General features: G+C 51.1%; 21 protein-coding genes. 18 read left to right on the plus strand and 3 right to left on the minus strand.

Annotation, left to right across the window (positions count from 1 at the left end; genetic code table 11):
• Positions 1-23: 23 nt before the first annotated feature.
• From ACN6MW_RS19700 to ACN6MW_RS19710, 3 genes are read left to right on the plus strand one after another with little or no spacing between them, the layout of a single operon-like run.
• Positions 24-1,214 (plus strand): hypothetical protein, encoded by a 1,191-nt coding sequence (locus ACN6MW_RS19700; protein WP_419871724.1) that lies wholly within the window; start codon positions 24-26, stop codon positions 1,212-1,214.
• A complete protein-coding gene (locus ACN6MW_RS19705; RefSeq protein WP_419871725.1) occupies positions 1,211-2,164 on the plus strand; it encodes an ABC transporter ATP-binding protein in 954 nt (317 codons plus the stop codon). Before ACN6MW_RS19700 ends, ACN6MW_RS19705 begins: the two co-directional genes overlap by 4 nt.
• On the plus strand, positions 2,161-3,030 hold the full coding sequence (locus tag ACN6MW_RS19710; protein WP_419871726.1) for an ABC transporter permease subunit: 870 nt from the start codon (positions 2,161-2,163) through the stop codon (positions 3,028-3,030). The genes ACN6MW_RS19705 and ACN6MW_RS19710 overlap by 4 nt, the downstream gene beginning before the upstream one ends.
• 42 nt (positions 3,031-3,072) lie before the next feature.
• On the opposite strand, the gene ACN6MW_RS19715 is transcribed toward ACN6MW_RS19710, so the two are convergent.
• The gene (locus ACN6MW_RS19715) at positions 3,073-3,780 is read right to left on the minus strand and encodes a hypothetical protein (RefSeq protein ID WP_419871727.1); all 708 of its coding nucleotides are present in this window, start codon (positions 3,778-3,780) and stop codon (positions 3,073-3,075) included.
• Positions 3,781-3,937: 157 nt separating this feature from the next.
• On the opposite strand from ACN6MW_RS19715, the gene ACN6MW_RS19720 reads away from it, so the two are divergent.
• Positions 3,938-4,972 (plus strand): LacI family DNA-binding transcriptional regulator, encoded by a 1,035-nt coding sequence (locus tag ACN6MW_RS19720; protein WP_419871728.1) that lies wholly within the window; start codon positions 3,938-3,940, stop codon positions 4,970-4,972.
• Positions 4,973-5,014: 42 nt separating this feature from the next.
• Positions 5,015-7,207 (plus strand): alpha-galactosidase, encoded by a 2,193-nt coding sequence (locus tag ACN6MW_RS19725; RefSeq protein ID WP_419871729.1) that lies wholly within the window; start codon positions 5,015-5,017, stop codon positions 7,205-7,207.
• 207 nt (positions 7,208-7,414) lie between these two features.
• On the opposite strand, the gene ACN6MW_RS19730 is transcribed toward ACN6MW_RS19725, so the two are convergent.
• Entirely contained in the window at positions 7,415-7,714 is a 300-nt protein-coding gene (locus ACN6MW_RS19730; RefSeq protein WP_419871730.1) for a hypothetical protein, read from the minus strand.
• Between the two features lie 505 nt (positions 7,715-8,219).
• Here ACN6MW_RS19730 and ACN6MW_RS19735 point away from each other — a divergent pair.
• The 13 genes from ACN6MW_RS19735 (at position 8,220) to ACN6MW_RS19795 (ending at position 22,683) form a co-directional block, all read left to right on the plus strand.
• Complete coding sequence (locus tag ACN6MW_RS19735) at positions 8,220-8,540, plus strand: hypothetical protein (protein ID WP_419871731.1); 321 nt, start codon at positions 8,220-8,222, stop codon at positions 8,538-8,540.
• 259 nt (positions 8,541-8,799) lie between these two features.
• Positions 8,800-9,168, plus strand: a complete 369-nt coding sequence (locus tag ACN6MW_RS19740) for an MmcQ/YjbR family DNA-binding protein (RefSeq protein ID WP_419871732.1) — start codon at positions 8,800-8,802, stop codon at positions 9,166-9,168.
• A gap of 127 nt (positions 9,169-9,295) precedes the next feature.
• Complete coding sequence (locus ACN6MW_RS19745) at positions 9,296-10,147, plus strand: SDR family oxidoreductase (RefSeq protein ID WP_419871733.1); 852 nt, start codon at positions 9,296-9,298, stop codon at positions 10,145-10,147.
• Between the two features lie 279 nt (positions 10,148-10,426).
• A complete protein-coding gene (locus ACN6MW_RS19750; protein ID WP_419871734.1) occupies positions 10,427-11,824 on the plus strand; it encodes an LLM class flavin-dependent oxidoreductase in 1,398 nt (465 codons plus the stop codon).
• 30 nt (positions 11,825-11,854) lie between these two features.
• Complete coding sequence (locus tag ACN6MW_RS19755) at positions 11,855-13,525, plus strand: ABC transporter substrate-binding protein (RefSeq protein ID WP_419871735.1); 1,671 nt, start codon at positions 11,855-11,857, stop codon at positions 13,523-13,525.
• Between the two features lie 63 nt (positions 13,526-13,588).
• The gene (locus tag ACN6MW_RS19760) at positions 13,589-14,515 is read left to right on the plus strand and encodes an ABC transporter permease (protein WP_419871736.1); all 927 of its coding nucleotides are present in this window, start codon (positions 13,589-13,591) and stop codon (positions 14,513-14,515) included.
• Between the two features lie 17 nt (positions 14,516-14,532).
• On the plus strand, positions 14,533-15,426 hold the full coding sequence (locus ACN6MW_RS19765) for an ABC transporter permease (protein ID WP_419871737.1): 894 nt from the start codon (positions 14,533-14,535) through the stop codon (positions 15,424-15,426).
• A 15-nt stretch (positions 15,427-15,441) separates the two neighbouring features.
• Positions 15,442-17,472 (plus strand): dipeptide ABC transporter ATP-binding protein, encoded by a 2,031-nt coding sequence (locus ACN6MW_RS19770; protein WP_419871738.1) that lies wholly within the window; start codon positions 15,442-15,444, stop codon positions 17,470-17,472.
• A gap of 138 nt (positions 17,473-17,610) precedes the next feature.
• Positions 17,611-18,450, plus strand: a complete 840-nt coding sequence (locus ACN6MW_RS19775; RefSeq protein WP_419876395.1) for an STM4015 family protein — start codon at positions 17,611-17,613, stop codon at positions 18,448-18,450.
• Positions 18,450-19,658: an STM4014 family protein gene (locus ACN6MW_RS19780; RefSeq protein WP_419871739.1), complete on the plus strand. Its 1,209-nt coding sequence runs from the start codon at positions 18,450-18,452 to the stop codon at positions 19,656-19,658. The genes ACN6MW_RS19775 and ACN6MW_RS19780 overlap by 1 nt, the downstream gene beginning before the upstream one ends.
• 6 nt (positions 19,659-19,664) lie before the next feature.
• A complete protein-coding gene (locus tag ACN6MW_RS19785; RefSeq protein ID WP_419871740.1) occupies positions 19,665-20,450 on the plus strand; it encodes an STM4013/SEN3800 family hydrolase in 786 nt (261 codons plus the stop codon).
• Positions 20,451-20,467: 17 nt separating this feature from the next.
• On the plus strand, positions 20,468-21,823 hold the full coding sequence (locus ACN6MW_RS19790) for an STM4012 family radical SAM protein (protein WP_419876396.1): 1,356 nt from the start codon (positions 20,468-20,470) through the stop codon (positions 21,821-21,823).
• Entirely contained in the window at positions 21,820-22,683 is an 864-nt protein-coding gene (locus ACN6MW_RS19795; RefSeq protein ID WP_419871741.1) for an STM4011 family radical SAM protein, read from the plus strand. Before ACN6MW_RS19790 ends, ACN6MW_RS19795 begins: the two co-directional genes overlap by 4 nt.
• Positions 22,684-22,884: 201 nt before the next feature.
• On the opposite strand, the gene ACN6MW_RS19800 is transcribed toward ACN6MW_RS19795, so the two are convergent.
• Positions 22,885-23,025 (minus strand): hypothetical protein, encoded by a 141-nt coding sequence (locus tag ACN6MW_RS19800; RefSeq protein WP_419871742.1) that lies wholly within the window; start codon positions 23,023-23,025, stop codon positions 22,885-22,887.
• Positions 23,026-23,154: the final 129 nt, after the last annotated feature.

Genomic DNA, 23,154 nt, shown 5'->3' on the forward strand with positions numbered 1-23,154 from the left:
AAACCTTTGAGGAGGAGTTATGGATGACAACCAATGACGGTTTGAATAAAAGAGAACAAGAGCAAATGTCGGCTGCATGGGCCCGCCTTGAGAAGCAGCTGCAGCAATCAGAGCAATCGCCGCTTTGGCAGCAGTGGGAAACGCATGCTCAGAGCAGCGGGGCTGCGGATCCGAAGGAGAAGGACGGATCGGCTACGACGGAAGGAGTGAAAGCGCCGGTCTCCGCCGTCGCCGTCAGCCCGGTCATTTTGCGGGAGCAGGTAAATGCCGTGCCGCTGGGAAGAGCCCGCGCATCTGTAAATGAGGCGGGGAGCATCCCGGGCAAGGGTGGCGCAGCCCGTAGCTGGCTTCGGAGAAATCTTGGCAAAACGGCAGCCGCATGCGCTGCTGCCCTGATTACGGTTGTGATTGCCACGCCTTCGACGAATGCGGCTCTGGCCGCATGGCTGAATACCTTCCGCATGGATCATGTGATGGTAGTAAACGAGAACGATTTGGAATCGCTTTTGAACGGCTTTTTGGACGTGGGCGAGTCGCTCGAGACGGATAACCGGTTCGGCAGCTTCGAGCGCTCGTCGGTTGGAGACTGGGCGGAACTTTCACCTGAGCAAGCAGCTGAAAGACTGGGCTTTTCGATACCGGCTGTAACCGTTGCGGAGAAGCAGACAACGGACATTTCTTCGAGCATGTCTCAAACGCTTACTTTGCGCTTAAACGTCGATGAAATAAATAGCGCCATGCGAAGGCTTGGGGCAGATAAGCTGCTGCCTGAATCCGTTGACGGCAAAGCGATAACCTTTCATACCGGGGAAGGCGTAAGTGTGGGATATCGGCCGAATGAAGGAAGCGGCTCCGAGCAATCCGTGCAGGTTACCTATGTCAAGGAACCAAGCATAGACGTTGATCCATCGGTTGATATAAAGGATGCTTATGAGGCGGTTATCCGCTTCCCTGCGCTTCCCGAGCATTTGCGGAAATCGCTTCAGCAGGCCATCAGCCTGGACAAAGGCGAAATTCCGATGCCGATCATTACAAATGAAACGCCGGAGAAGGTCGTAATTAAAGGGGTCGACGTCTATTTGGAGCAGAGGGCCGGCCAAAACTCCATCAACGCCATTTGGCTTCAGGATGGCATTGTCGCAAATGCGTACTTCAATGGCTACGGTGAGAAGCAGCAGATACAAGGGATTCTAGCGGAGTTGATCCAATCATGAGCGCCCTCGCTATTGAAACGAGCCTGTTAACCAAGGACTACGGAGAAGGACGCGGCTGCCACGGCGTTACGTTAACCGTTAGAGAAGGGGAAGCCTTTGGCTTCCTCGGCCCTAATGGGGCTGGAAAAAGCACCATTGTGAAAATGCTCACCGGATTGATTAAGCCCACCTCAGGCAAAGCACAAATCTACGGTCATGCTTCGGGAACGATTGAAGCTAGGCGGAGATTAGGCTATTTGCCTGAGCTTTTTCGGTATCCGGATTGGCTGACGGGCGAGGAGGTGCTTGCTTTCCATGCGAAGCTGTGCGAGCTGGACCGAATCACGGCGAAACGGCGCATCTCCCTGCTTTTGGATGAGGTTGGGATCGGAAGCCGCGGACGCGACAGGCTTAAAGATTATTCGAAGGGAATGCAGCAGCGGCTGGGCCTGGCATGCGCGCTGCTTGGCGACCCGGATATCGTATTTCTGGATGAGCCGGCCTCCGCGCTCGATCCGGTAGGGCGGCATGAGGTGCGGGAGCTGCTCGCCAGGCTGAGAAGCCAAGGCAAAACGATCTTCCTTAATTCGCATTTGCTGGAGGATGTAGAGCAGTTATGCGATAAAGTTGCCCTGCTTAATAACGGCAGGGTGCTTGCAGAAGGCAAAGTCTCCGAGATGATTCGCGCGCAATCCAATTGGCGGCTGCGCGTCAGCGGTTATACGCCATATGCAGCTGAGCGCATTCATCAAATGCTTGGGGTGAACACGGCCGTTTCTTTATCGGATTCTGGAGACGGTACCGCATGGCTGGAGCTGGAGCTGGAGAACGACGAGCAAATCGGTTTAGTGAATTACCTGCTTATTGAGATGGGGCTAACCCTGTATGAGGTCGGGAAGATGCAATCAAAGCTGGATGAGTGGTTCAGACAAGCCGTTACAGGCTTGGAACATAGGGGGGAACGCAGATGATCGCGGTTTGGGGCTTAACGTGGAAAGAGCTCATTCGCAAGCGCGTGACGCTGATGACGATCATTATGACGGTCCTTTTTTGGATTGCTTATTGGTTCGTTGCGGATGCGATAGCGGGCGGGGAAGTGCATGTTTCCGCTTCTATGGACCTGCTCGAGAATTTTGCGCGCAGCGCGATAATATTGACGCTTGGCTTTTTTTTCGGGGCATTCGCAGTCGCGTTCTTGGCGATTTTTAGCTCGGTAGCCGCGATAACCGGTGAAGCGGAATCCGGGGTGCTGCAATCCGTCTTAGCCCGGCCGATTCAGCGATGGAAATGGTTTATCGGCAGATGGCTCGGTTTTGTCAGCTATGTTGCGCTGTATGCCGTTCTGTTATTCGTCTCGATTATTTCCATTAGCTGGATCGAGACGGGGATATTATTCAGTCTGGCTGTGCAACTGAAATCCTTAGCCTTATTTCTTGCCGTTATTCCGCTGCTTGTCTCCTTAACCATGGTTGGGTCTTGCTATATTAGCCCGCTTGGAAATGGGATATGGATGACGATGCTGTTTGGAATGGGCTGGCTTGGGAGCACGATCGGACGTTTTATGGATACGGGAAGGATTCGCATGAAAGAGCTGGAGACGCTGGAGACGATTACCGGCCTCATAAAGCTTGCTATGCCGGCGGATGCTTTGCAGCAGCGCATGCTGAGCGAATTATTTTCAATTTCGGAGCTGAGCGGCATGTATGATCTCAATAACGAGCTAGGCATTTTTTCGATTAATGGCGCTGCCTCTAATTCCTTAGTCGTGTATTGCCTCGTCTATACGGTTGTAATGCTATTGGCAGGTTTGCTGTTGATGAGAAGAAAGGATTTCTAAAAAAGACTGCCCCCTGACGCAGGAGGCAGTCTTTTTTGTTATTTATGTCGTCCACTGGGAGTGGACAATCGCGCTTACATACCAAGCCCCGTCCAATTCCTCCAGCACAAGAATCAGGCTTTCCCAATCCATTCCTTCGTACTGGGCATCAAAGCCGCTGAAATGGTAATCCATTACATAGCTGTTCGGAAAAACTTCTTTGATATTGACCTTCATGTTGCCCGTGCCTTTAATTTCATCCTTGCCAACGGACTCTGCCTCTAGAAAGTTCTTGTCGTAAACAAACTTGTCATAATACTGCTGAAAGGTAAGGTCGATCGGTTCGCCGGAGCCGTCATAGGAGCCGAAATGATATACAGTCGTATCCGTTAAAGCAGGAAAACCCTCAGCTGGAAAAACTTTGGCGGAAGCCGTATCAATGTGAGCGTAGGGTGAGAATAATAAGCCTTTATCGGGATGGATATAGGCTTTTAAGGTAGTCATATCCGATTCCTTTAAGGCTAGCATGACGGCTGCGGCAGCATCATCCGGCGTGGCGGCTTCATTTGGGCCATCATCGTCCGTGCTGTTATTTGAATCTGTAGCTTGATCGGTTGGAGAAGGCTTCGGCGTCTCCGGATTTTGATTTTGAGGCGTCTCCGTATTTACGGGAGACTCTCCGTTATGATTTTCCCCCTTGTTTGCGTTCGAACTGCACGCCGTTAAGGTTAGGAGAAGCATAAGCGTGATGACAGCTATTGTTTTTTTCATTTATCAATCACCCCGTAAGTCGTTTTGGTTGTAGCCTTGTTACCAATCCAGACGTGATTTTCCGATAAAAGTTGCATAGGTGCTTGTGGACTTTAACCGCGTCTGTTAAACTAAAGCTGCTATTTAGTAAACTTATTAACTAAACATGGAGTGTGGCATGGCGACGATAAAAGATATTGCGCAGGAGGCAGGTGTTTCAGCTGCTACGGTTTCAAGGGTTTTGAACAATGATGTCACCCTTGCAGTCAGCGAGGAAACGCGTTTACGTATATTTAGCATTGCCGAGCAGCTGCAATATAAGCCGTCCAAGCTGCGAAGAATGAAAAAAGACGAGCAGCTTTCCCGTCAGCAAATTGGTTTGCTGATGTGGTCAACGCTCGAGGATGAGCATGAGGATCCCTATTTTTCTTCCATACGGAAAGGGATCGAAACCCGCTGCGAGGAGCTTGGCATCAGCATTATTAAGGTGCTACGCGGCAACAGCAAAGCGGAGATGCAGCCGGTGAACGAATTGGACGGCGTCATTGTCGTAGGCTCGATCGACGATGAGGATGTCACCCAGCTGTACAACAACGGGAACCGTTTGGTCTTCGTCAATCATTCCGGGGAATTGGATGAGTATGACACCGTAAAACTGCATTTTGAGCAGGCAACAAAGGCGGTTATCACGCATCTAAGCGAGCTTGGGCATGAGAAAATTGGTTATATCGGCGGCAGCGATTATGTGCATCGTCTCAGCCGTCAATATGAAGCGGCGGAAAGCGCTGAGCCGCGCCGCATCTTTTTCGAGAAAATCATGCGCGAGCTGGGTCTTTATGATGAAAGCTTCGTGATGAAGTCCTATTGGTCGTCGAACAGCGGATATGAAGCCATGAATCAGCTGCTTCGGCAAAGCTCGCGGCCGACCGCCTGTTTTATTGCCAGCGATCCGATGGCAGTAGGCGCCTTGCGTGCGCTGCATGAGCACGGACTTCGCGTGCCGGAGGATATGGCAGTCGTCGGCTTTGACGACATCGAAATTTCTGCTTACCTGAATCCTCCTCTTACTACCGTTCGCGCGCACACGGAGCATATGGGCAGAGCAGCGGTACAACTGCTGCTTGAACGGATAGAAGGGCGTGAGGCGGCCGTTCATATGACCATCAACACGACGCTTATCGTGAGGGAAAGCTGCGGAAGCACAACGAATTAAGGCAGAGACTCATTTATGCAAAACATTGGGAGGTTATTTATTTTGACTATTCAATATGATCAGCAGCGTTCGTTATTCCATTTGCAAGCGAAGGATACAAGCTATGTAATCCATATCACGAAAACCGGCTATCCTGCACATATCTATTGGGGCAAAAAGGTTCGCGGCGTGCAGCTGGAGCGTCTCTTCGAGCTTGCCGTTAGAGCTTCTTTCACACCAAGCACCGAGCTTGACCAGCTGGAATTGTCGCTCGACACGCTGCCGCATGAATACCCGGCTTATGGCAATTCCGATTTCCGGATGCCCGCCTTTCAAGTTCAGCTCCCTAACGGGACGACGGTATCGGATCTGCGTTATGATTCCTACAAAATCGTAAACGGAAAGCCGGCGCTGGACGGACTGCCGGCAACGTATGCGGAAAGCGACGAAGAAGCGCAAACCCTTGAAATTACATTAAAGGATGAGTTAATCGGCTTATCCGTTATTTTGTCCTACACGGTATTCGAACAATTCGACGCCATTGCCCGTTCGGCTAGAATCGTCAATAACGGCTCCGGCACGCTGCAGCTGCAGCGCGCATTCAGCATGAGTCTTGATTTTGCCCATGATCGCTTTGAAATGCTGCAGTTATCCGGCGCTTGGATTAGGGAACGCCATGTTCATAAGCGCAAGCTTGTGCCGGGCTTGCAATCGGTGGAGAGCCGCAGAGGCTCAAGCAGCCATATGCAAAACCCGTTTGTTGCCTTGCTCTCAGAAGGCGCGACGGAGGACCATGGCGATGTTTATGGCGTTAACCTGGTTTACAGCGGTAATTTCACGGCAGGCGTAGAGGTCGATCAATTCCATGCGGCGCGTTTGTTTATCGGCATCAATCCTTTTGATTTTAATTGGAGATTGGAGCCGGGCGAGCAGTTCCAGACGCCGGAAGCGGTTATGGTTCATTCGGAGCATGGGCTCGGCGGCATGTCGCGCAGTTTCCATGATATTTACCGCGCACGCTTAATTCGCGGAACATTCCGCGATCAGACCCGCCCGATTCTCGTCAACAACTGGGAAGCAACGTATTTCAACTTTAACGCGGATAAAATTGAAGATATCGCGCGCGCCGGCCAAGAGCTTGGAATCGAGCTGTTCGTGCTGGATGACGGCTGGTTCGGCAAGCGGGACAACGATAACACCTCGCTTGGAGATTGGTTCGTAGACCGCAATAAGCTGCCAAACGGTCTCGAGGATTTGGTTAGCCGCGTAAAAAGGCTGGATATGCAGTTCGGCTTATGGTTCGAGCCGGAGATGATCTCGCCGGAGAGCGAGCTCTATAAGGCGCATCCGGATTGGTGCCTTCATGTGGAGGGACGCAGACGGACGCAAGCGAGACAACAGCTTGTTCTCGACTTGTCCCGCAAGGATGTTCAAGAATATATCGTGAAGTCGATCTCGGATATACTCTCCAGCGCTCCGATTACGTACGTGAAATGGGACATGAACCGCAATATGACGGAAATCGGCTCAGCGCTGCTGCCTGCAGAGCGCCAACGCGAGACGGCTCATCGTTATATGCTGGGCCTCTATTCGGTGCTTGAGCAGATTACATCCGCTTTCCCGCAGATTTTGTTCGAGAGCTGCTCCGGCGGCGGCGGGCGTTTCGATGCAGGCATGCTCTACTACATGCCGCAAACCTGGACAAGCGATAACTCCGATGCGGTGTCCCGTTTGAAAATCCAATACGGAACAAGCATCGTTTATCCGGTAAGCTCGATGGGCGCGCATGTATCTGCCGTGCCTAACCATCAGGTCGGCCGCATCACTTCCTTGGAGACGAGAGGCAATGTGGCGCTCTCCGGCAACTTTGGTTATGAACTGGATCTGACACAGTTTACTGAGGAAGAGAAAGAGGCGGTTAAGGAGCAGGTTGCGTTATACAAAGATGTACGCCACCTTGTGCAATTTGGCGATTTTTACCGGCTGCTAAGTCCGTTCGAGGGGAATGAAACCGCTTGGATGTTCGTTTCGAAAGATAAAAGCGAAGCGTTCGTTGTATTCGTATCGGTTCTGCAGGAGCCGAATCCGAAGCTGAACCGGTTCCGTCTAAAAGGACTTGATCCGAACCGTGACTACAAGCTGCATGGAGAAGAAACGGTATACGGCGGCGACCAGCTGTTGTATGCGGGTCTTGCAACACCACAGTTTTTCGGCGACTATTCAAGCAAAGTATACCGTTTCAATGCAGTAGAATAGACGCACGGATTTATTTCGAATAGAGGAAAGGGCGATCCCAGAAGCTGCAAGCTGAGCTAAGGATCGCCTTTTTTTTGTTTGCAGCCGGCATTTCTTCAGCTGAGTAATAAACCATCCTGAATGGAGAATGACTTAGAAAAAGTGCGCCCCTAAGCGTGTATATATGCTTACGGGCGCCCTTTGTATTGTATTTATCAGCTGTTTTTTCTAGTACATCGAGGATGAGGCAGCTGCTGCAATAAGTATGACGGCAATAATAGCGTAGATAACAAGAACGATGGCGCCCCAAATTAAAGAAGCTTTAAAATAATTTTTCTTTGTCGGGTTGCCTTCGCCGAATGCCCATACAAACATCATTATGATGTTTACGATCGGAATGATCAGAATGAGCATCGTGAGCATCCACTCTTTTACTGAAATAACGGGTGAAACCTGTTGATTCTGATTCTGATTGTAGCCGTAACCCGGCACGCCCGGATTTACTTGAGGCTGCTGAAAATTGTCCATTTCATTATCTCCTTTAATATCGAACTGCTGTAACCATTTGTGCACAAATTTATTATATATAAATTTCTTAGGTTTACAACATCTATTTTTGTAAAATATAGTATCTTGTATAAAAAATATTATATGTTTGTCAGGGTTTATTTTTGGAAAATTAGTAGGTTATTGTCGATTGTTAAAAATACCCTGCTAAACTATTAAACCAATATTTAATATTTAAAACATTCTTTTATTTTACGATTTTAATTAACTTGGCAAGTGACGTGTCCCCGACAAATAAACAAGCAAAAAAAAGCTTTTATGAATATATATGATCATTGCAGATTCTAGTTTAATAGTGTTGCAGTAACATCTGGACGGGAAATACGTCAGCACGCAGAGCTGCTGATTATGGGTATTTGACTTCAATATTAACATTTTCCCGACCTGCCAATTAGCAGGCAGTTCTTTCGCGCTGTCGAATACAGCCATTGCGGATATCAATGTTTTCTTTACTTCGGAGGATGTCATGTTTCCGGTCTGTATGGGCGACACGCTTGAAGTCACGGGGGATGGCGAGTTGAGCGGATTCGTTCTCGGCACGCCGATTGATGCTTTTGTCACGTTCACGCTAGCCGTGGAGCCGGACAGAATTGAAGCACAATTTACAGGAGGAGATTTTCCCGTATCTGTTTTTATAAACGGATCGGGGTTACCGGTCAACGCATGTTCCGTTGCGGGTGCGTTAAGATCCGCTGCCAATCCGAGCGGGGCAATAAATGCATTGCGAGTAGTGGAAGTGGTCGTAGAATTCAACAATCAAGTATTTAGGCGCGTAATCTCTATTTGATGTTGGAAGACACATGAGGGAGCATTTGCCGCGGCTGCTGCTCCTTTTATTAATGAAAAAAGTCTTTCAAATTGGATAAATTTATTTTCTAATTATTGTAAAATAAACACGGATCCATTATCGTTAAGCAGTACCCGCAAAAAATGCTAAGCGGAATGGAATTTTCTTTAATCGTCATTTTTGATAATCTAAAAGAAACATGGAATAAGGGTGTCATCAAGCAGGAAATATTACGATTAATGAATGGAGGAGGGCTCTTATGACAGCGAATTGGAGCGGAATGAAAACGCCTGAAGGGATTAGCAAGCTTAAGCAGGTGCGCAGCATCGTTATGGCGTTACCCGAGGTAATAGAGCTGATTGATGGGCACGGGCATACAACGTTCAAAGTAAAGGACAAGTCGTTTATCATCATGAGCGACTATGGCATTACTTTCAAGTCGGATTTAGAGAATCAGGAGATTCTCCTGCAGCAGGAACGATTCTTCAAGCCGAAATACATAGGGCATCGCGGCTGGGTGTCTATTAGCGAGCCTAGCGACTGGGAAGAGATGGGCATCCTGCTCAAAGAGGCTTATATGCATGCTGCGCCCAAGCGTCTGCTGCAGCAGTTCCTGGCAACCGAATAAGAGAAGGGAAAAGCTTGAATCTTTTTTTTCCTTAAAGATAAAGACACTTTTAGTGTCTTTTTTGAGGTTTTGCAGTTCACCAGTAACCTGCTGATTGCAGCATAATCCTATTAAAAGGAGGATATAGATGACAAACGCGCAGCAAGTATCCATTCGGCCGATTGCTCTTATCACTGGAGCGTCCAGCGGCTTCGGGCTTCTAACCTCGATTCGCTTGGGGCAGGAGGGTTATCGCGTCATAGCGACGATGAGAGACATAGGCAAAAAAGAAGGCGTACTCGCCAAAGCCGCAGCATTTGGCGTGAAAGAGCAAATTGAAATCATGAAGCTTGATATTACGGATTCCGGGAATATAGCTGATGTTGTGGAGACCGTCATTCAGCGATGGGGATCTATCGATGTGCTGGTGAATAATGCGGGTTATGCGGTTATGGGGGTTATTGAAGAGGTGCCGATGGCTGATTGGCGGGCGCAGCTGGAAACTAATTTTTTTGGCATGGTTGCAGTAACGAAAGCCATCCTGCCGCATATGCGCGCGCGGGGAACAGGAAAAATCATAAACATTAGCAGCGGTGCCGGTATGATTGGCTTCTCGAATACAGGGCCTTATTCCGCTTCGAAGTTTGCAATGGAAGGCTTCAGCGAAGCTTTGCGTTTGGAGCTGCTCCCGTTTTCCGTCCCCGTCGTGCTGGTTCAGCCTGGAACCTATGACACCGGTATTTCAGCCAAGCATGTATATCGCACCCAGCCCAATTCCCCGTACAGCAAAATGATCGAGCGCTTCAATCAATTTAACCAAAAGTCGGAGCGAAATGCGCCGAATCCCATGCATGTTGCCAATACAATCGTGAAAATATGCCAATCCCGCAATCCCAAGCTCCGTTACATCTGCGGCAGCGATGCCAAAATGATCTTCCTCATGAAAAAGCTGCTCCCGTGGCGGGCAATCGAATGGATTCTTCGCAGAGCGCTGCACTAGTACATGAACTCCGTTAACTATCGAAGGGGACAAGCTGGCCGGTTCCCCTTTACTTCCTTCACCCCCTCCACTGCTAAGTAAGCGAGCGCATTGAATTAATGTATAAAGCAATAGAACATATCTATTATGAATGCGATTGACTGTAATTCAATTCAGGTGATAGACTCATCTCAACATAAAACCGACAAAACCTATTTGAATTATTGAATATTGAGGTTGAATGGCTTGCTGCGTTTTTTGCATAACGATTTCATTTAGAAAATGAGGAGTGAAGAGTGTATGGCAGAGCAAAGAAAATTAAGATTAGGTGCAGTATTACACGGTGCCGGAGGAAATTTAGCAGGCTGGAGACATCCTGATGCCGTGGCGGACGCAAGTGTTAACTTCGCATTTTATAAGCAGCAGGCCTTAAAGGCAGAAGAGGGAAAATTTGATTTTCTATTTATCGCAGACGGGCTTTTTATTACCGAAAAATCGAATCCCCATTTCTTGAATCGTTTCGAACCGATTACGATACTATCCGCGCTCGGCGCAGCCACTTCTAAAATTGGGCTGGTCGGCACATTGTCAACTTCTTACAGCCAGCCGTTTACGGTATCAAGGCAATTTTCTTCCCTTGATCAACTTAGCGGCGGGCGAGCAGGCTGGAATGTCGTGACATCCCCTTTGGAGGGGACCGCGCTCAACTACAGTCTCTCACTTGAAGAGCATCCGGATCACAGCAAACGCTACCGCATTGCAGCGGAATATTTGAAGGTAGCGAGAGGTTTATGGGATTCATGGGAAGATGACGCATTTGTCCGCAATAAAGAAACCGGCCAGTTTTTTGAACCAAGCAAGCTGCACGAGTTAAACCACGAAGGAGAATTTTTCTCCGTCAAAGGGCCGCTTAATATCGCAAGATCAAAGCAGGGGCAGCCGGTCGTTTTCCAAGCAGGCTCCTCGGAAAGCGGAAGGAATCTGGCGGCTGCTTCTGCTGATGCCGTGTTCACGAATCACGAAACGTTAGAGGAAGCAAAGGCCTTCTATCAGGACGTGAAACGAAGAGCCGTGGAGCTCGGCCGCTCGCCGGAGGAAATTCTTATTTTCCCGGGAATCGGAGTTATCGTTGGAGAGACGGATGAGGAAGCAGAGCGCAAATATGAGCAGGTTGCTAACTTAATCAGCATCGAAAATGCGCTCGATAACTTAGGCCGTTTTTTTGAGCATCATGATTTTACGCAATATCCGCTGGATGGACCGTTCCCTGAGCTGGGCGAACTCGGCAAAAACAGCTTCCAAAGCACAACGGACAAAATTAAACGCGAAGCGCAGGAGCAAAGCTTAACTTTGCGTCAAGTCGCTTTGCGCTCCGCAACGCCTAGGACACCTTTTATCGGTACGCCGGAGAAGGTGGCTGATCGGATTCAAGAGTGGTTCGAGCAGGGAGCCGTTGACGGCTTTATTATCGGCGCGGGCGTTCCGACGGGGCTGGATGAATTTGTAGAGCATGTTATTCCTGTTCTTCAGCAGCGCGGCTTGTTCCGTACGGATTATGAGTCGGATACGCTGAGAGGCCATTTAGGCCTGCCTATTCCAATTAATCGTTACACGGAGCAGCGAAGCAAGCAGCCGGATTCACTTGAGCAGGACGCGGCATCAGAAGCTGCGGCAGCACAAGCGAACGGGGCGGTATAACCTAATCAGAGAGAATGGGGAGAAATAAATATGGTAAAAAAACGAGCAGGCTGGAAAACAATTATCGCGCTCACTGCAGCATTCACATTACTGCTGAGCGGGTGCGCAGGCACAAATAAATCGAATAGCGCAAGCGAGAGTGCGGCATCAAACGCTAATGCAGAAACAACAGAAGCGGCTGTGCCTGTCAAGGGAGGAGAACTCTCCTATGCGCTTGCCACATCCCCGGATACGCTTGATCCGCATCGCAGCGGCTTGGCCGTGGCGGTTCGCGCCATTCGAACGATCCATGACAACCTGGTAGCGCAGCTGCCTGACGGCACCATCCAGCCTTGGCTGGCTACGGAATGGGAAGTATCGGAGGACGGAAAGAGCTATACCTTCAAGCTTAGGCAAGACGTTAAATTCCATGACGGTACACCCTTTAATGCAGAGGCCGTGAAGTATAACTACGATCGCATTCTTAATCCGGAGACGAAGGCCGCAAACTCCGCAGCTTTGATCAGGCCTTATCAATCGTCCGAAATCATCGACGAGTACACCATAAAGTTGAATTTGGAGACTCCCTCCAATGCGTTTCTTGGCAACTTAAGCCAAGCGCTCGTTAGTATCGTTTCGCCAACGGCGGCGCAGAAATACGGAGATCAGCTCGGCAAAAACCCCGTAGGAACAGGGCCTTTTAAATTCGTGAGCTGGGAAGAAAATTCCCAAATCATTGTGGAGCGAAACCAAGATTATAAATGGGCTCCGCCTCTGGTAGAGAATAAAGAGGCACCCTATCTCGATAAAGTGGTCTTTAAAATCGCGCCTGAGGAAGCGACGCGGATCGGGAGCGTACAGAGCGGTCAAGTTCTCGCAGGAGAGACGATCCCGCCGCAAAATATTCTCGCGCTGGAGAAGGACGAGAAGCTCCAGCTGTTCAAGTCCAACACGCAAGGCCTGCCTTATACCTTATTCATTAATCAAAACAAAGCACCGTGGAATGAATTGAAAGCAAGGCAAGCGCTGCAAGCAGCCATCGATGTTGACGCGATCGTCAAAACCTTATATTTAGGCACGTACGACCGTGCATGGTCGCCGCTCACGCCGGGTACGTTTGGTTACGACAAGTCTCTAGAAGGCGGTGTGAAACCTGACCTCGATAAGGCAAACGCATTGTTGGATGAGCTTGGCTATGTGAAGGGAGCGGACGGCCTGCGTACCAAAGACGGCAAAAAGCTAACCCTCCATTATGTCGACGGTTCTCCAAACCGGGAAAAAAGAAATGACATCGCTGCCATCATCCAGCAGCAGCTAAAGCAAATCGGCATCGAGGTAGAAGTTGAAATTACAAAGGATGTCCGCACGGTCGTATTCGAGAACGCAAACTACGACATCTACGGAAACAGCCAGGTAAACTCGGATCCCGAGGCGCTGCGTTCCTTCTATCATTCAGGAGCAGTCAGCGTAGGCGGAAACCAGAACCTCGCTGCTTACAAAAACGCCGAGGTGGACGGCTGGATCGATCAAGGATTGATCGAGAAGGATACCGCTAAACGCCAGGAGCTGTACGCGAACGTTCAGAAAGCAATTATCGAGCAAGCGGTCATTATTCCGATCTATGTATTCCCGTATACAATCGCCGCCTCGAAATCGGTGCAAGGCATCAAGTTTGACTCGCTCGCGTATCCGTTGTTTAATGATGCGTTCATTCAAAAGTAAACCGGTACTTACTTGAAAAAAAGATAATTGTTTTAGCTATACATTACATTCAGGAGGTAAGTCATGCTTAAAACGATTAGTATACGGTTGTTTACCTCCTTATTGGTCATACTCGGCTCGCTCGTGCTCGTATTTGTCATTGTTTATTTGCTGCCGGGAGATCCTGTCATGTCGATGGTCGATCCAAGCACGGTTTCCCCCGAGGTTCTGGCTAATTTGCGAGCGCAGCTAGGCGTGGACCGCCCGCTATACGAGCAGTTTGCTTCTTATGTCGGAAAAGCGCTGCAAGGGGATTTCGGCAAATCGATTGTGAATGACGAGCCCGTGCTGCCAAAAATCATCGAGCATTTGCCTGCGACGCTGGCTTTGACGGCAGCAAGCTGCTTCATTGCCGCGGTAGTCGGGATCTGGCTTGGCGTATTATCGGCCATCCACCGAGATCGTTGGATTGATCTTACGGCAAGAGTAGTCGGCCTATTCGGCATTTCGATGCCGACCTTCTGGTCCGGTATTCTGCTCATTCTGATCTTTTCGATTACGCTCGACTGGTTTCCTGCGATGGGCTCCGAGGGCTGGAAGACGCTCGTCCTCCCGGCAGTCGGTCTCGGTATTGTCGGGGCCGGGTTTGTCGTCAGGCTGGTTCGCAACAGTATGCTGGAGGTCATCAATGAGCCCTTTATCGTGACGCTGCGGGCAAAGGGCGTATCGGAGAAGCTTGTGATGTACCGCCACGCGCTTCGCAACGCATTGATTCCGGCATTAACCATGATTGGCGTGCTGAGCGGCGAGCTGCTGGCGGGAACGGTTGTCATCGAGACGGTATTCTCCCGCCAAGGCATTGGCAGAGTCATATCGGATGCGCTGATGTCCAAGGATTTGCCAGTCGTGCAAGGCGTTGTCTTTTTCTCGGCGGTCATGTATGTAATTATCAATTTAATCGTGGACCTCTCCTACCGGATGATCGATCCGAGAGTAAGACGTTCGCATTAGGCAAAGGGGAGTGTGGCATGAAGGAGTCCGCGCTTGTCAAAGCGGCTTGGCCCAGAATGAGGGCAGCACGGCGTTCGGCACCTAGAACGAGAAAACTTAATGTATCCAACTTGCTCGTCTATGCAGCCGGTTTTGTCGTCGTTTTTATTGTTTTATGTGCCCTGTTTCCAAGTCGGATTGCGCCTTATTCACCTACTGAAATGATTATGACCGACATTATGCTGCCTCCGAGCCTCTCGCATTGGTTCGGCACCGATTATTATGGCCGTGATGTATTCAGCGTTGTCGTCTACGGCAGCCGCGATTCCCTGCTTATCGGCCTTGCCTCCGTCATTGTCGGGGGCCTGCTGGGAGCTGCGCTTGGCGCGTTGTCCGGCTTTCTCGGCGGTATATTCGATACGGTTATCATGGGTTTTATTGAGGTATTGATGACGATTCCGGGTATCTTATTCGCATTAGCGATTGCGGCAGCGATGGGACCGAGCCTTTTCAACGTAGTGCTGGCTGTCGCCTTGTCTGCGGTACCCGGTTATGCAAGGGTATTTCGCGGCCAAATCATGAGCGTAAAAGGACGCCCGTTCATTACGGCGGCTAGATCGGTCGGCGCGGGCAGCCTGCGCATCTTTTTCCGGCATGTCCTTCCCAATGCGTGGTCGCCGCTGCTCGTCATGGCAACTATCGGATTAGGCACCTCTATTCTCGTAGGCTCCGGACTCAGCTTTCTTGGACTTGGCGTGATCAAGGAAATTCCTGATTGGGGCACGCTGCTGTCGCAAGGAAGAGGATATTTGACCGTAGCCTGGTGGATGTCCACTTTCCCGGGCCTTGCCATTACGCTTCTCGTGTTATCGGTCAATCTGATGGGCGATAAGCTGAGAGACCGGATCGATCCGAAGAAAAACAGGATTTAAGGAGGAGGCATTGATTTGAAAGCATTGCTTGAAATTGAGCATTTAACCGTCAAGTTTGCCACTCCAAAAGGCTGGTTAACTGCGATTTCGGATGTGTCTTTATGCATGAAGCCGGGAGAGACGGTATGCCTCGTCGGAGAATCCGGGAGCGGAAAGACGATTACCTCCAAATCCGTCATGCGTTTAATCGATTATGAGAATGGCATAATCGCAAGCGGTGAGATGAAGCTGGGCGGCATCGATCTTGTGCGTGCTCCTCAAAAAAATATGCGTACGCTGCGCGGCAAGAAAATGGCGATGATCTTTCAGGAGCCGATGTCTGCTTTTGATCCGGTTTTCACGATCGGCAGTCAAATGATCGAAGTCATGCTCGGGCATAAAATGAGCAGCCGGGAGAAAGCGCGGGAGCGGGCCGTATATTTGCTCGAACGCGTCGGCATTCCCGAGCCCGATCTGCGAATGAAGCAATATCCAAGCGAGCTGTCCGGCGGAATGCTGCAGCGGGCGATGATTGCGATGGCGCTGGCCTGCGGGCCGGAGCTGCTGATAGCAGATGAGCCGACAACTGCATTAGATATGACGATTCAAGCACAAATCCTGCAGCTGCTGCAGGAGCTAAAGGCTGAATTCAATATGTCTATTCTGCTTATTACGCATGATATGGGCATTGCCGCGGAGATGGCCGACCGCATTATCGTCATGTATGCCGGCGAAGTGGTCGAGCAAGCGACAGCAGCCCAGCTGTTTGAGCTTCCGCATCATCCCTACACGCAGGGGCTTCTCCGTTCCGTGACGACGCTCGACAGCGAGAGAGGCAGCAGGCTTTACTCGATCGAAGGGAGCATTCCGAATTTATTCGAGCTGCCTGCCGGCTGCCGATTTCATCCGCGATGTTCCCATGCCACGGAGAAATGCGCGAAGGAAAGCCCTCCGTTATTGGATGTGAATGATCGGCAGGCGGCCTGCTGGTACGCGAATGAGCTGGCTGAGTCGTGGGAGTTGACTCAAGCTAAGCAGACCAGCGAGGTATGGGCAGCTCAGGAAGCCGTTCCAGTCAGCCGCAAGGTGGAACCAGCCCCCGCAGAAAATATATTTGAAATTGAAGGCCTGCGAAAATACTATCCGCTCGGAAAAAGCTTGCTGACCCGGCATTCCTCCGTCATTCGTGCCGTAGATGACGTCTCCTTTCACATCCGGAAGGGGGAGACCTTTGGTCTCGTCGGCGAATCCGGGAGCGGCAAATCTACGCTCGGCCGTGTCATTATGCAGCTGGAGAAAGCGACTTCCGGGAAGGTGAAGTTCGCAGGGCAGAGCCTAACGGAGTTGAGGCCTTCGCAGCTGCATGACGTACGCAAGGACATGCAAATGATCTTTCAGGATCCCTATGGCTCCATGAACCCGCGCTGGCGGGTAGGCGATATCATCGGGGAGCCGCTGTCGATCCATACCTCGCTGAGCGCAGCAGAAAAAAAATCAAGAATTGAAGAGCTGCTGCATGTGGTTGGACTAAATCCGTCCTGGCATGAGCGCTATCCGCATGAGTTCTCCGGCGGTCAACGGCAGCGCATTGGCATAGCGAGAGCCATTGCGCTGCGCCCTTCCTTTGTCCTTGCCGATGAAGCCGTGTCTGCGCTTGATGTGTCGGTTCAAGCTCAAATCGTAAACTTGATGCAGGATCTACAGCAAAATCTTGGGCTGACTTATTTATTTATCGCGCACGGGCTTCATGTCGTTAGACATATCTCGAATCGTATCGGCGTTATGTATTTAGGCCAGCTTGTCGAGATAGCGGACAGCGAGGAATTGTTTACTCACCCGGCGCATCATTATACGAAAGCGCTGATTGCCTCGATTCCTTGGCCCGATCCCAGCCGCAAGCGGGAGTTTCAAGCCATCAGCGGTGAAATTCCATCCCCCGCCAGTCCGCCTTCCGGCTGCCGCTTTCATACGCGCTGCCCCGCAGCGACCGCACTTTGCAAAACCGAGCAGCCAGAGCTGAAACTTATCGATCAAGAACACTGGGCAGCATGCCATTATCCGGCTTAAAGGCCGACGGCTCCGCAAACGGGGCCGTTTGGCCTTTTTGCCATGTGCATGAACAGATGTGACTATGGGACCATTGACGCACTGAAAAATGCCATGTTACGCTACCTTCATATGGAAACAATTGGAGGGATACACTTGATTGAAATTCGCTTATCGGTAGGTTATGACGAGTATGAAGAAGGGGTAAGAATGTCCAGCTTGATCGAAAAACTGGCATCGAGCCCGGATGGCGGGAAGCTGTCTATACTAACGATTGGCGATTGGGGTCAGGCGTATGAAAATTCTCCGGATAGCTTTCTGGAAACATTGATTAGCCATAAGAATTCTTTTCCTAACTTAACGAAACTATTTATTGGCGATATGGGCTTTGAAGAATGCGAGGTATCTTGGATTAACCAGACGAACCTCTCGCCGCTGCTTGAAGCTTTTCCGAACTTGAAATCCCTTTCCATTAAAGGCAGCCAGGAGCTGAGCCTCCAGCCTCTCGTTCACGAGAAGCTGGAGGAGCTGGTTGTCATTTGCGGGGGCTTGCCGACATCCGTGCTGAAGGAAATAACGAGCGCGAAGCTGCCTGAGCTGAGAAAGCTGGAGCTTTATTTGGGCGTTGAGGATTACGGCTTTGACGGCGGCATAGAGGATATTCTTCCGCTGCTTCAAGGCGATTTGTTTCCGAAGCTCAAATATTTGGGCTTGAAGGACAGCGAGATTCAAGACGAGATCGCGATCGCGATTGCCGATGCACCGGTTTTGGACCAACTCGATACGCTTGATTTGTCATACGGCACATTGACCGATGAAGGCGGAGAAGCGCTGCTGGCAAGCACACGGATCCGCAGCCTGAAGCATATTAATCTAAGCTATCATTTTATGTCCGACGAGCTGCTGCTCCGCTGGCAGCAATCGGGCTTGTCCGTAGATGTGACAGACCAACAGGAAACGGATGAAGACGACTGGCGCTATCCCTTCCTTACGGAATAATGGCCGATTTCGAGAAGCCTTATCTAGTCTTCGGAAACCCATCCAATAAACGGACAATGTGGCTGCAAGCTGCAAGGAGCAAGCTGGGGCTTGCGCCGGCTGTCGTGCTTTCTTATGAGCAGCTGCTCAATCGCACGTATTACATAGGTGATGCGCTGAGGAAGCACGCCAGGCAGGAGGGAGTGATCCTCCGGTTTGACGCGCCTGGCGAGAATCCGGCCGTGGAGCGGGAACTCATCGCATGGGGAGCGCCTGACCGAAGCGGCGACGATGTGTTTTGGTCGGCGGGCTCTTTGCCGCACAGCATTTCGATTTCCTCGGCGGAGGCGCTCCTGCTGCCGTCTGAGCATGGACGGTTATTTTATCCGGCACAATGGTACCGGGGGTATTGCCGCTTTCTGGCGGCGATGCAGCGTGAAGTAAAGGACTCCGGCGTATCCGTTTCCTGGGTGAATTCACCGGGAAGCATTGCTGCAATGTTCGACAAAAGAACCTGCTGGCAGCTGCTTGAGCGCCGCGGCCTGAAGCTGCCGGCATTGCCTGCGCCTGTCGGGTCTATCAAAAGCTACGAAGCGCTTCAAGCCGCCATTAAAGCGAGCGGAATGAGGCGTCTGTTCATCAAACTCGCCTGCGGCTCGGGAGCGGCAGGCGTTATCGCTTACCAAATGAATCCGCGGAGCGGTGACGAGCTTGCCATTACTACGATTGGCATAGAAGAAAGCCCAGCCGGCACCAGCTTTTATAATGTGGGGCTGCTGCGGCGTTACCGTGAGCCTGCGGATATCCGGCGAATCATTGATTGGGTTTGCCGGGAAGGCGCGCATATTGAGCGCTGGATCGAGAAGGAAAGCTTCGAGAGCAAGTCATTTGACGTGCGGCAGCTCGTTGTGAACGGGGAAGCCTGCCACACCGTGCTGCGGTTAAGCGGCACGCCGATCACCAATTTGCATCTCCGCAACGAACGGAGCATGGATGTCGACCGGCTTCTCTCCGTTGAGGTGAAGCAGGCGGTTAAGCAGACGGCCGAAGACGCGCTCCGCGCATTTCCCGGCAGCTCTTCCGCAGGGGTCGACGTACTCGTTCAAAGGGGAAGCGGCGCGACCTACGCGATAGACATCAATCCTTTTGGCGATTTGCTGTATGGCGCCGAGCATGAGGGGATGAACACCTACGAGTGGCAGATGCGGCAGCTTCTGGGAAAGGAATAAGCAGGTATGCTGGATATGAACCAAATCGTGGGTACCCACGATATTTTGATGATCACGCTTGATACGCTGCGCTATGACGCGGCAAAGCTTGAGGAGGAGAATTGTCCGAATCTCTGTGCGGACGGAGGGTGGGAGAAGAGGCATACGCCGGGCAGCTTTACCTATGCAGCCCATCACGCCTTTTTTGGCGGCTTTCTCCCTACGCCTGCAACCACCGACAAAGCTACCCATGTAAGGCTGTTTCATACGAAAAACACGGGGCTCAAAACGCACCCGCATACTTGGTTATTTGATGCCCCGGATCTCGTATCCGGCTTGCAGGAGGCGGGTTACCGGACGATCTGCATCGGAGGCGTCATTTTTTTTACGAAAAAGAATAAGCTGGCTAAGGTTTTGCCTAGTTATTTTCAAGAAAGCTACTGGCGGATGACCTTTGGCGTAACCAATCCCCGTTCGGCCGAGCATCAGGTGAATCACGCGCTGAAGCTGCTGGAGAAGGCTGATCCCGCTGAAAGACTATTTTTGTTTATGAATATTTCGGCCATGCACGGACCCAATCATTATTTTGTCCCGGGGGCAAAGCAGGATTCCGTGGAGACGCAGCGGGCGGCTTTGCGTTATGTTGACAGCCAGCTGGGCGTTTTGTTTGAAGCGATGCGGCGCAGGGGCAAAACGTTATGCCTGGCGTTCTCTGATCATGGGACGGCGTATGGCGAGGACGGCTATGAAGGACACCGGCTTGCGCATGAGGTGGTATGGAATGTGCCGTACCGCGAGTTTATTTTGGAATAAGGAGGGGAACTTGCTTGCTGCAATCATCATCGTTACGATCATCTCCCGGGCTGGGTAAGCTGGAGCAGCGCTGGACGGAAGCTCCATACCGTTCGTATTTGTATTCCTACCCGCATAAGACGGCTTATCGGGATTTACAGCCCGCGCAATCCTTGAAGGAGCTGTGGGAGCGGGATCAAACCGACTACTATTTTTTGTATATGCACATTCCGTTTTGCGGAGCCCGCTGCGGCTTTTGCAACCTGTTCACGCTTCCGGACCGCCGTGCCGATGTGCATGCGCAATATGTCGATGCTCTCCGGCGGCAGGCGGAGGAATGGGCGCCTTGGTTCAAAGGCCGAACGTTTTCGCGGTTTGCGATCGGAGGCGGTACGCCGACGCTCCTGGAGGCATCCCAGCTGAACCGTCTGTTTGATATCGCGGAGCATACGATGGGACTTGATCCTATGTTAGCCTCAATCTCGGTCGAAACATCGCCGGAAACCGTAACGGAGGATCGGATGCGGGTGCTTAAGGAGCGGCTGGTTGACCGGGTCAGCATGGGCATTCAAAGCTTCGTCGAGGACGAAGCGGCTGCCATATACCGTCCGCAGAAGCCGCGTCTAGCGGAGGACGCGCTGGAGAAGCTGATGGCCTATCAATTTCCGCTTATCAATATCGATCTGATCTACGGCTTGCCGGGGCAAACCGCCGATACATGGCTGTATTCACTGGAGAAGGCGATCAGCTATGGACCGGGTGAAATTTTCATCTATCCGCTTTACACGCGGGAGAATACGATTCTAAAACCGGAGCAAATCCGCAGCGCCGGGACGGACATTCGCCTGGAGCTGTACCATATCGCGCGTCAGCGGCTTGAGGAGGCTGGCTACAGGCAGTTTTCGATGCGGCGTTTTGCGAAGGATACGTCCTTTGCCCACAAAAACGTGCTTCCCTTCAGCTGCCAGGAGGAAGGTATGGCTGGCCTTGGCTGCGGCGCGCGCTCGTATACGCGCGAGATGCACTACGCTTCGCGATACGGCGTGAGCGCCGCGGCGACAAGGAGTATTATCGAGGACTACGTAGCTGCCGACAGCCACGCTGCGGCGGACTACGGCTTTAGGCTCAGCGGAGCCGAGCAAAAACGCCGTTTCATTCTGAAGGCGCTGCTGCACCGCGAAGGCTTGGCGCTTTCGGCGTACGAAGACCGGTTCGGGAGCAATCCGATAGAGGAGCATTCCGAATTGCGGGAGCTGCTGAGCATTGAATTAGCCGAGCTTGCGTCCGGCGTCCTTCGGCTGACGACAAGGGGCATGGCTTATTCCGATGCGATCGGGGACGAGTTTATATCGGGCGATGTCAGAGAGCTGATGAATGGATATATCATTCGATGAAGGCGGTGCTTTATTACCGCGGAGCGCTGTCATCATGCAATTACGACTGTCCCTATTGTCCCTTCAGCAAAACGAAGGACAGCAAAGAGACGCTCGAGAAGGATAAGCAGCAGCTGCTCGCCTTTATGAGCTGGATTCGCGAGCAGGGAGCCGCCGGGCACCAGCTGTCGGTTTTTTTCAATCCGTACGGAGAGGCGCTCGTGCACAAGTGGTATCGCGATGCAATGATTGAGCTGTCCGGGCTTGCGCATGTGCAGAAAGTTGCCGTGCAAACGAATTTATCCGCGAAGCTGGATTGGACGCGGCAGCTGGCAAAGGACAAGGCCGCCTTTTGGGTGACCTATCATCCCGGGCAAACGAGCGAGGCACAATTTCTGAGCCAGTGCATGAAGCTCTATGAGCAGGGAATTGCGTTTAGCGTTGGCTCGGTCGGCATCCGCAGCGCTTTTGACGCGATTGCGAGACTAAGGAGCCAGCTTCCGGAGGATGTATATCTTTGGGTGAATGCATTTAAAGACCGCAAAGCCTATTACAAGGATGACGAGATCAGCTATTTAACCCGGATTGATCCTTATTTTCAGCTGAATGTTCCGGATTACTCCAGCCTCGGCAAGCGCTGCGGCGCAGGCTCGAATGTTTTTTACGTGCAGGGAGCCGGCATCGTCAAGCGCTGCTACAGCGACCGCAAGGTGATCGGCCATCTCTATCACGATGGTCTGGAGGGGCTTGCCGAAGAGCGTCCATGCGGGATGAAAAAATGCGGCTGCTACATCGGCTATATTCATATGCCAGAGCTCGGAATGGACCGTATTTACGGGGATCGCCTGCTTGAGCGGATTCCGGCTGGTTTTTCACGCTAGAAGCGGCAGGTATATGATAGGCTGCTCGTTGAAAATAACGTTTTAGAATGAGCCTGCTCAAAGAAACAGCGTCAGCCTTGGACAAGGAAATAGAGTCCGAGGCTGACGCTGTTTTATTAGGCTAACGTTTCCCGTTGCCGCCCATGCAGATTTGTTCTAGTGAATGAGTTAAAGCAATAATAGCGAACTTCGTGCTGGTTTTTAGCACCAAAATCTCTCAGGCCAATCACTTCCATAGATCGTTGGAAAAAGAGCAAACAGGAACAACGCACTGTAAACTGCTTTTAATCCGGCATGCTTTTTAAGTTTTGACCAAAATCCAACCTGGGTATCTTCAGTCATTGTAATCCCATCCTTTTGAGTATAGTGGCCATACGGCAATCCCTAACCTTATAACAAGAAAAACAGAATAGAGCAAAGATTCAATTCTGTTTACGTGGAATATTTTACCACAAAAGGATTGCATATGTA

The sequence above is a fragment of the Pristimantibacillus sp. PTI5 genome, from assembly GCF_048572955.1.
In the GTDB taxonomy this organism is placed as follows: domain Bacteria; phylum Bacillota; class Bacilli; order Paenibacillales; family Paenibacillaceae; genus Pristimantibacillus.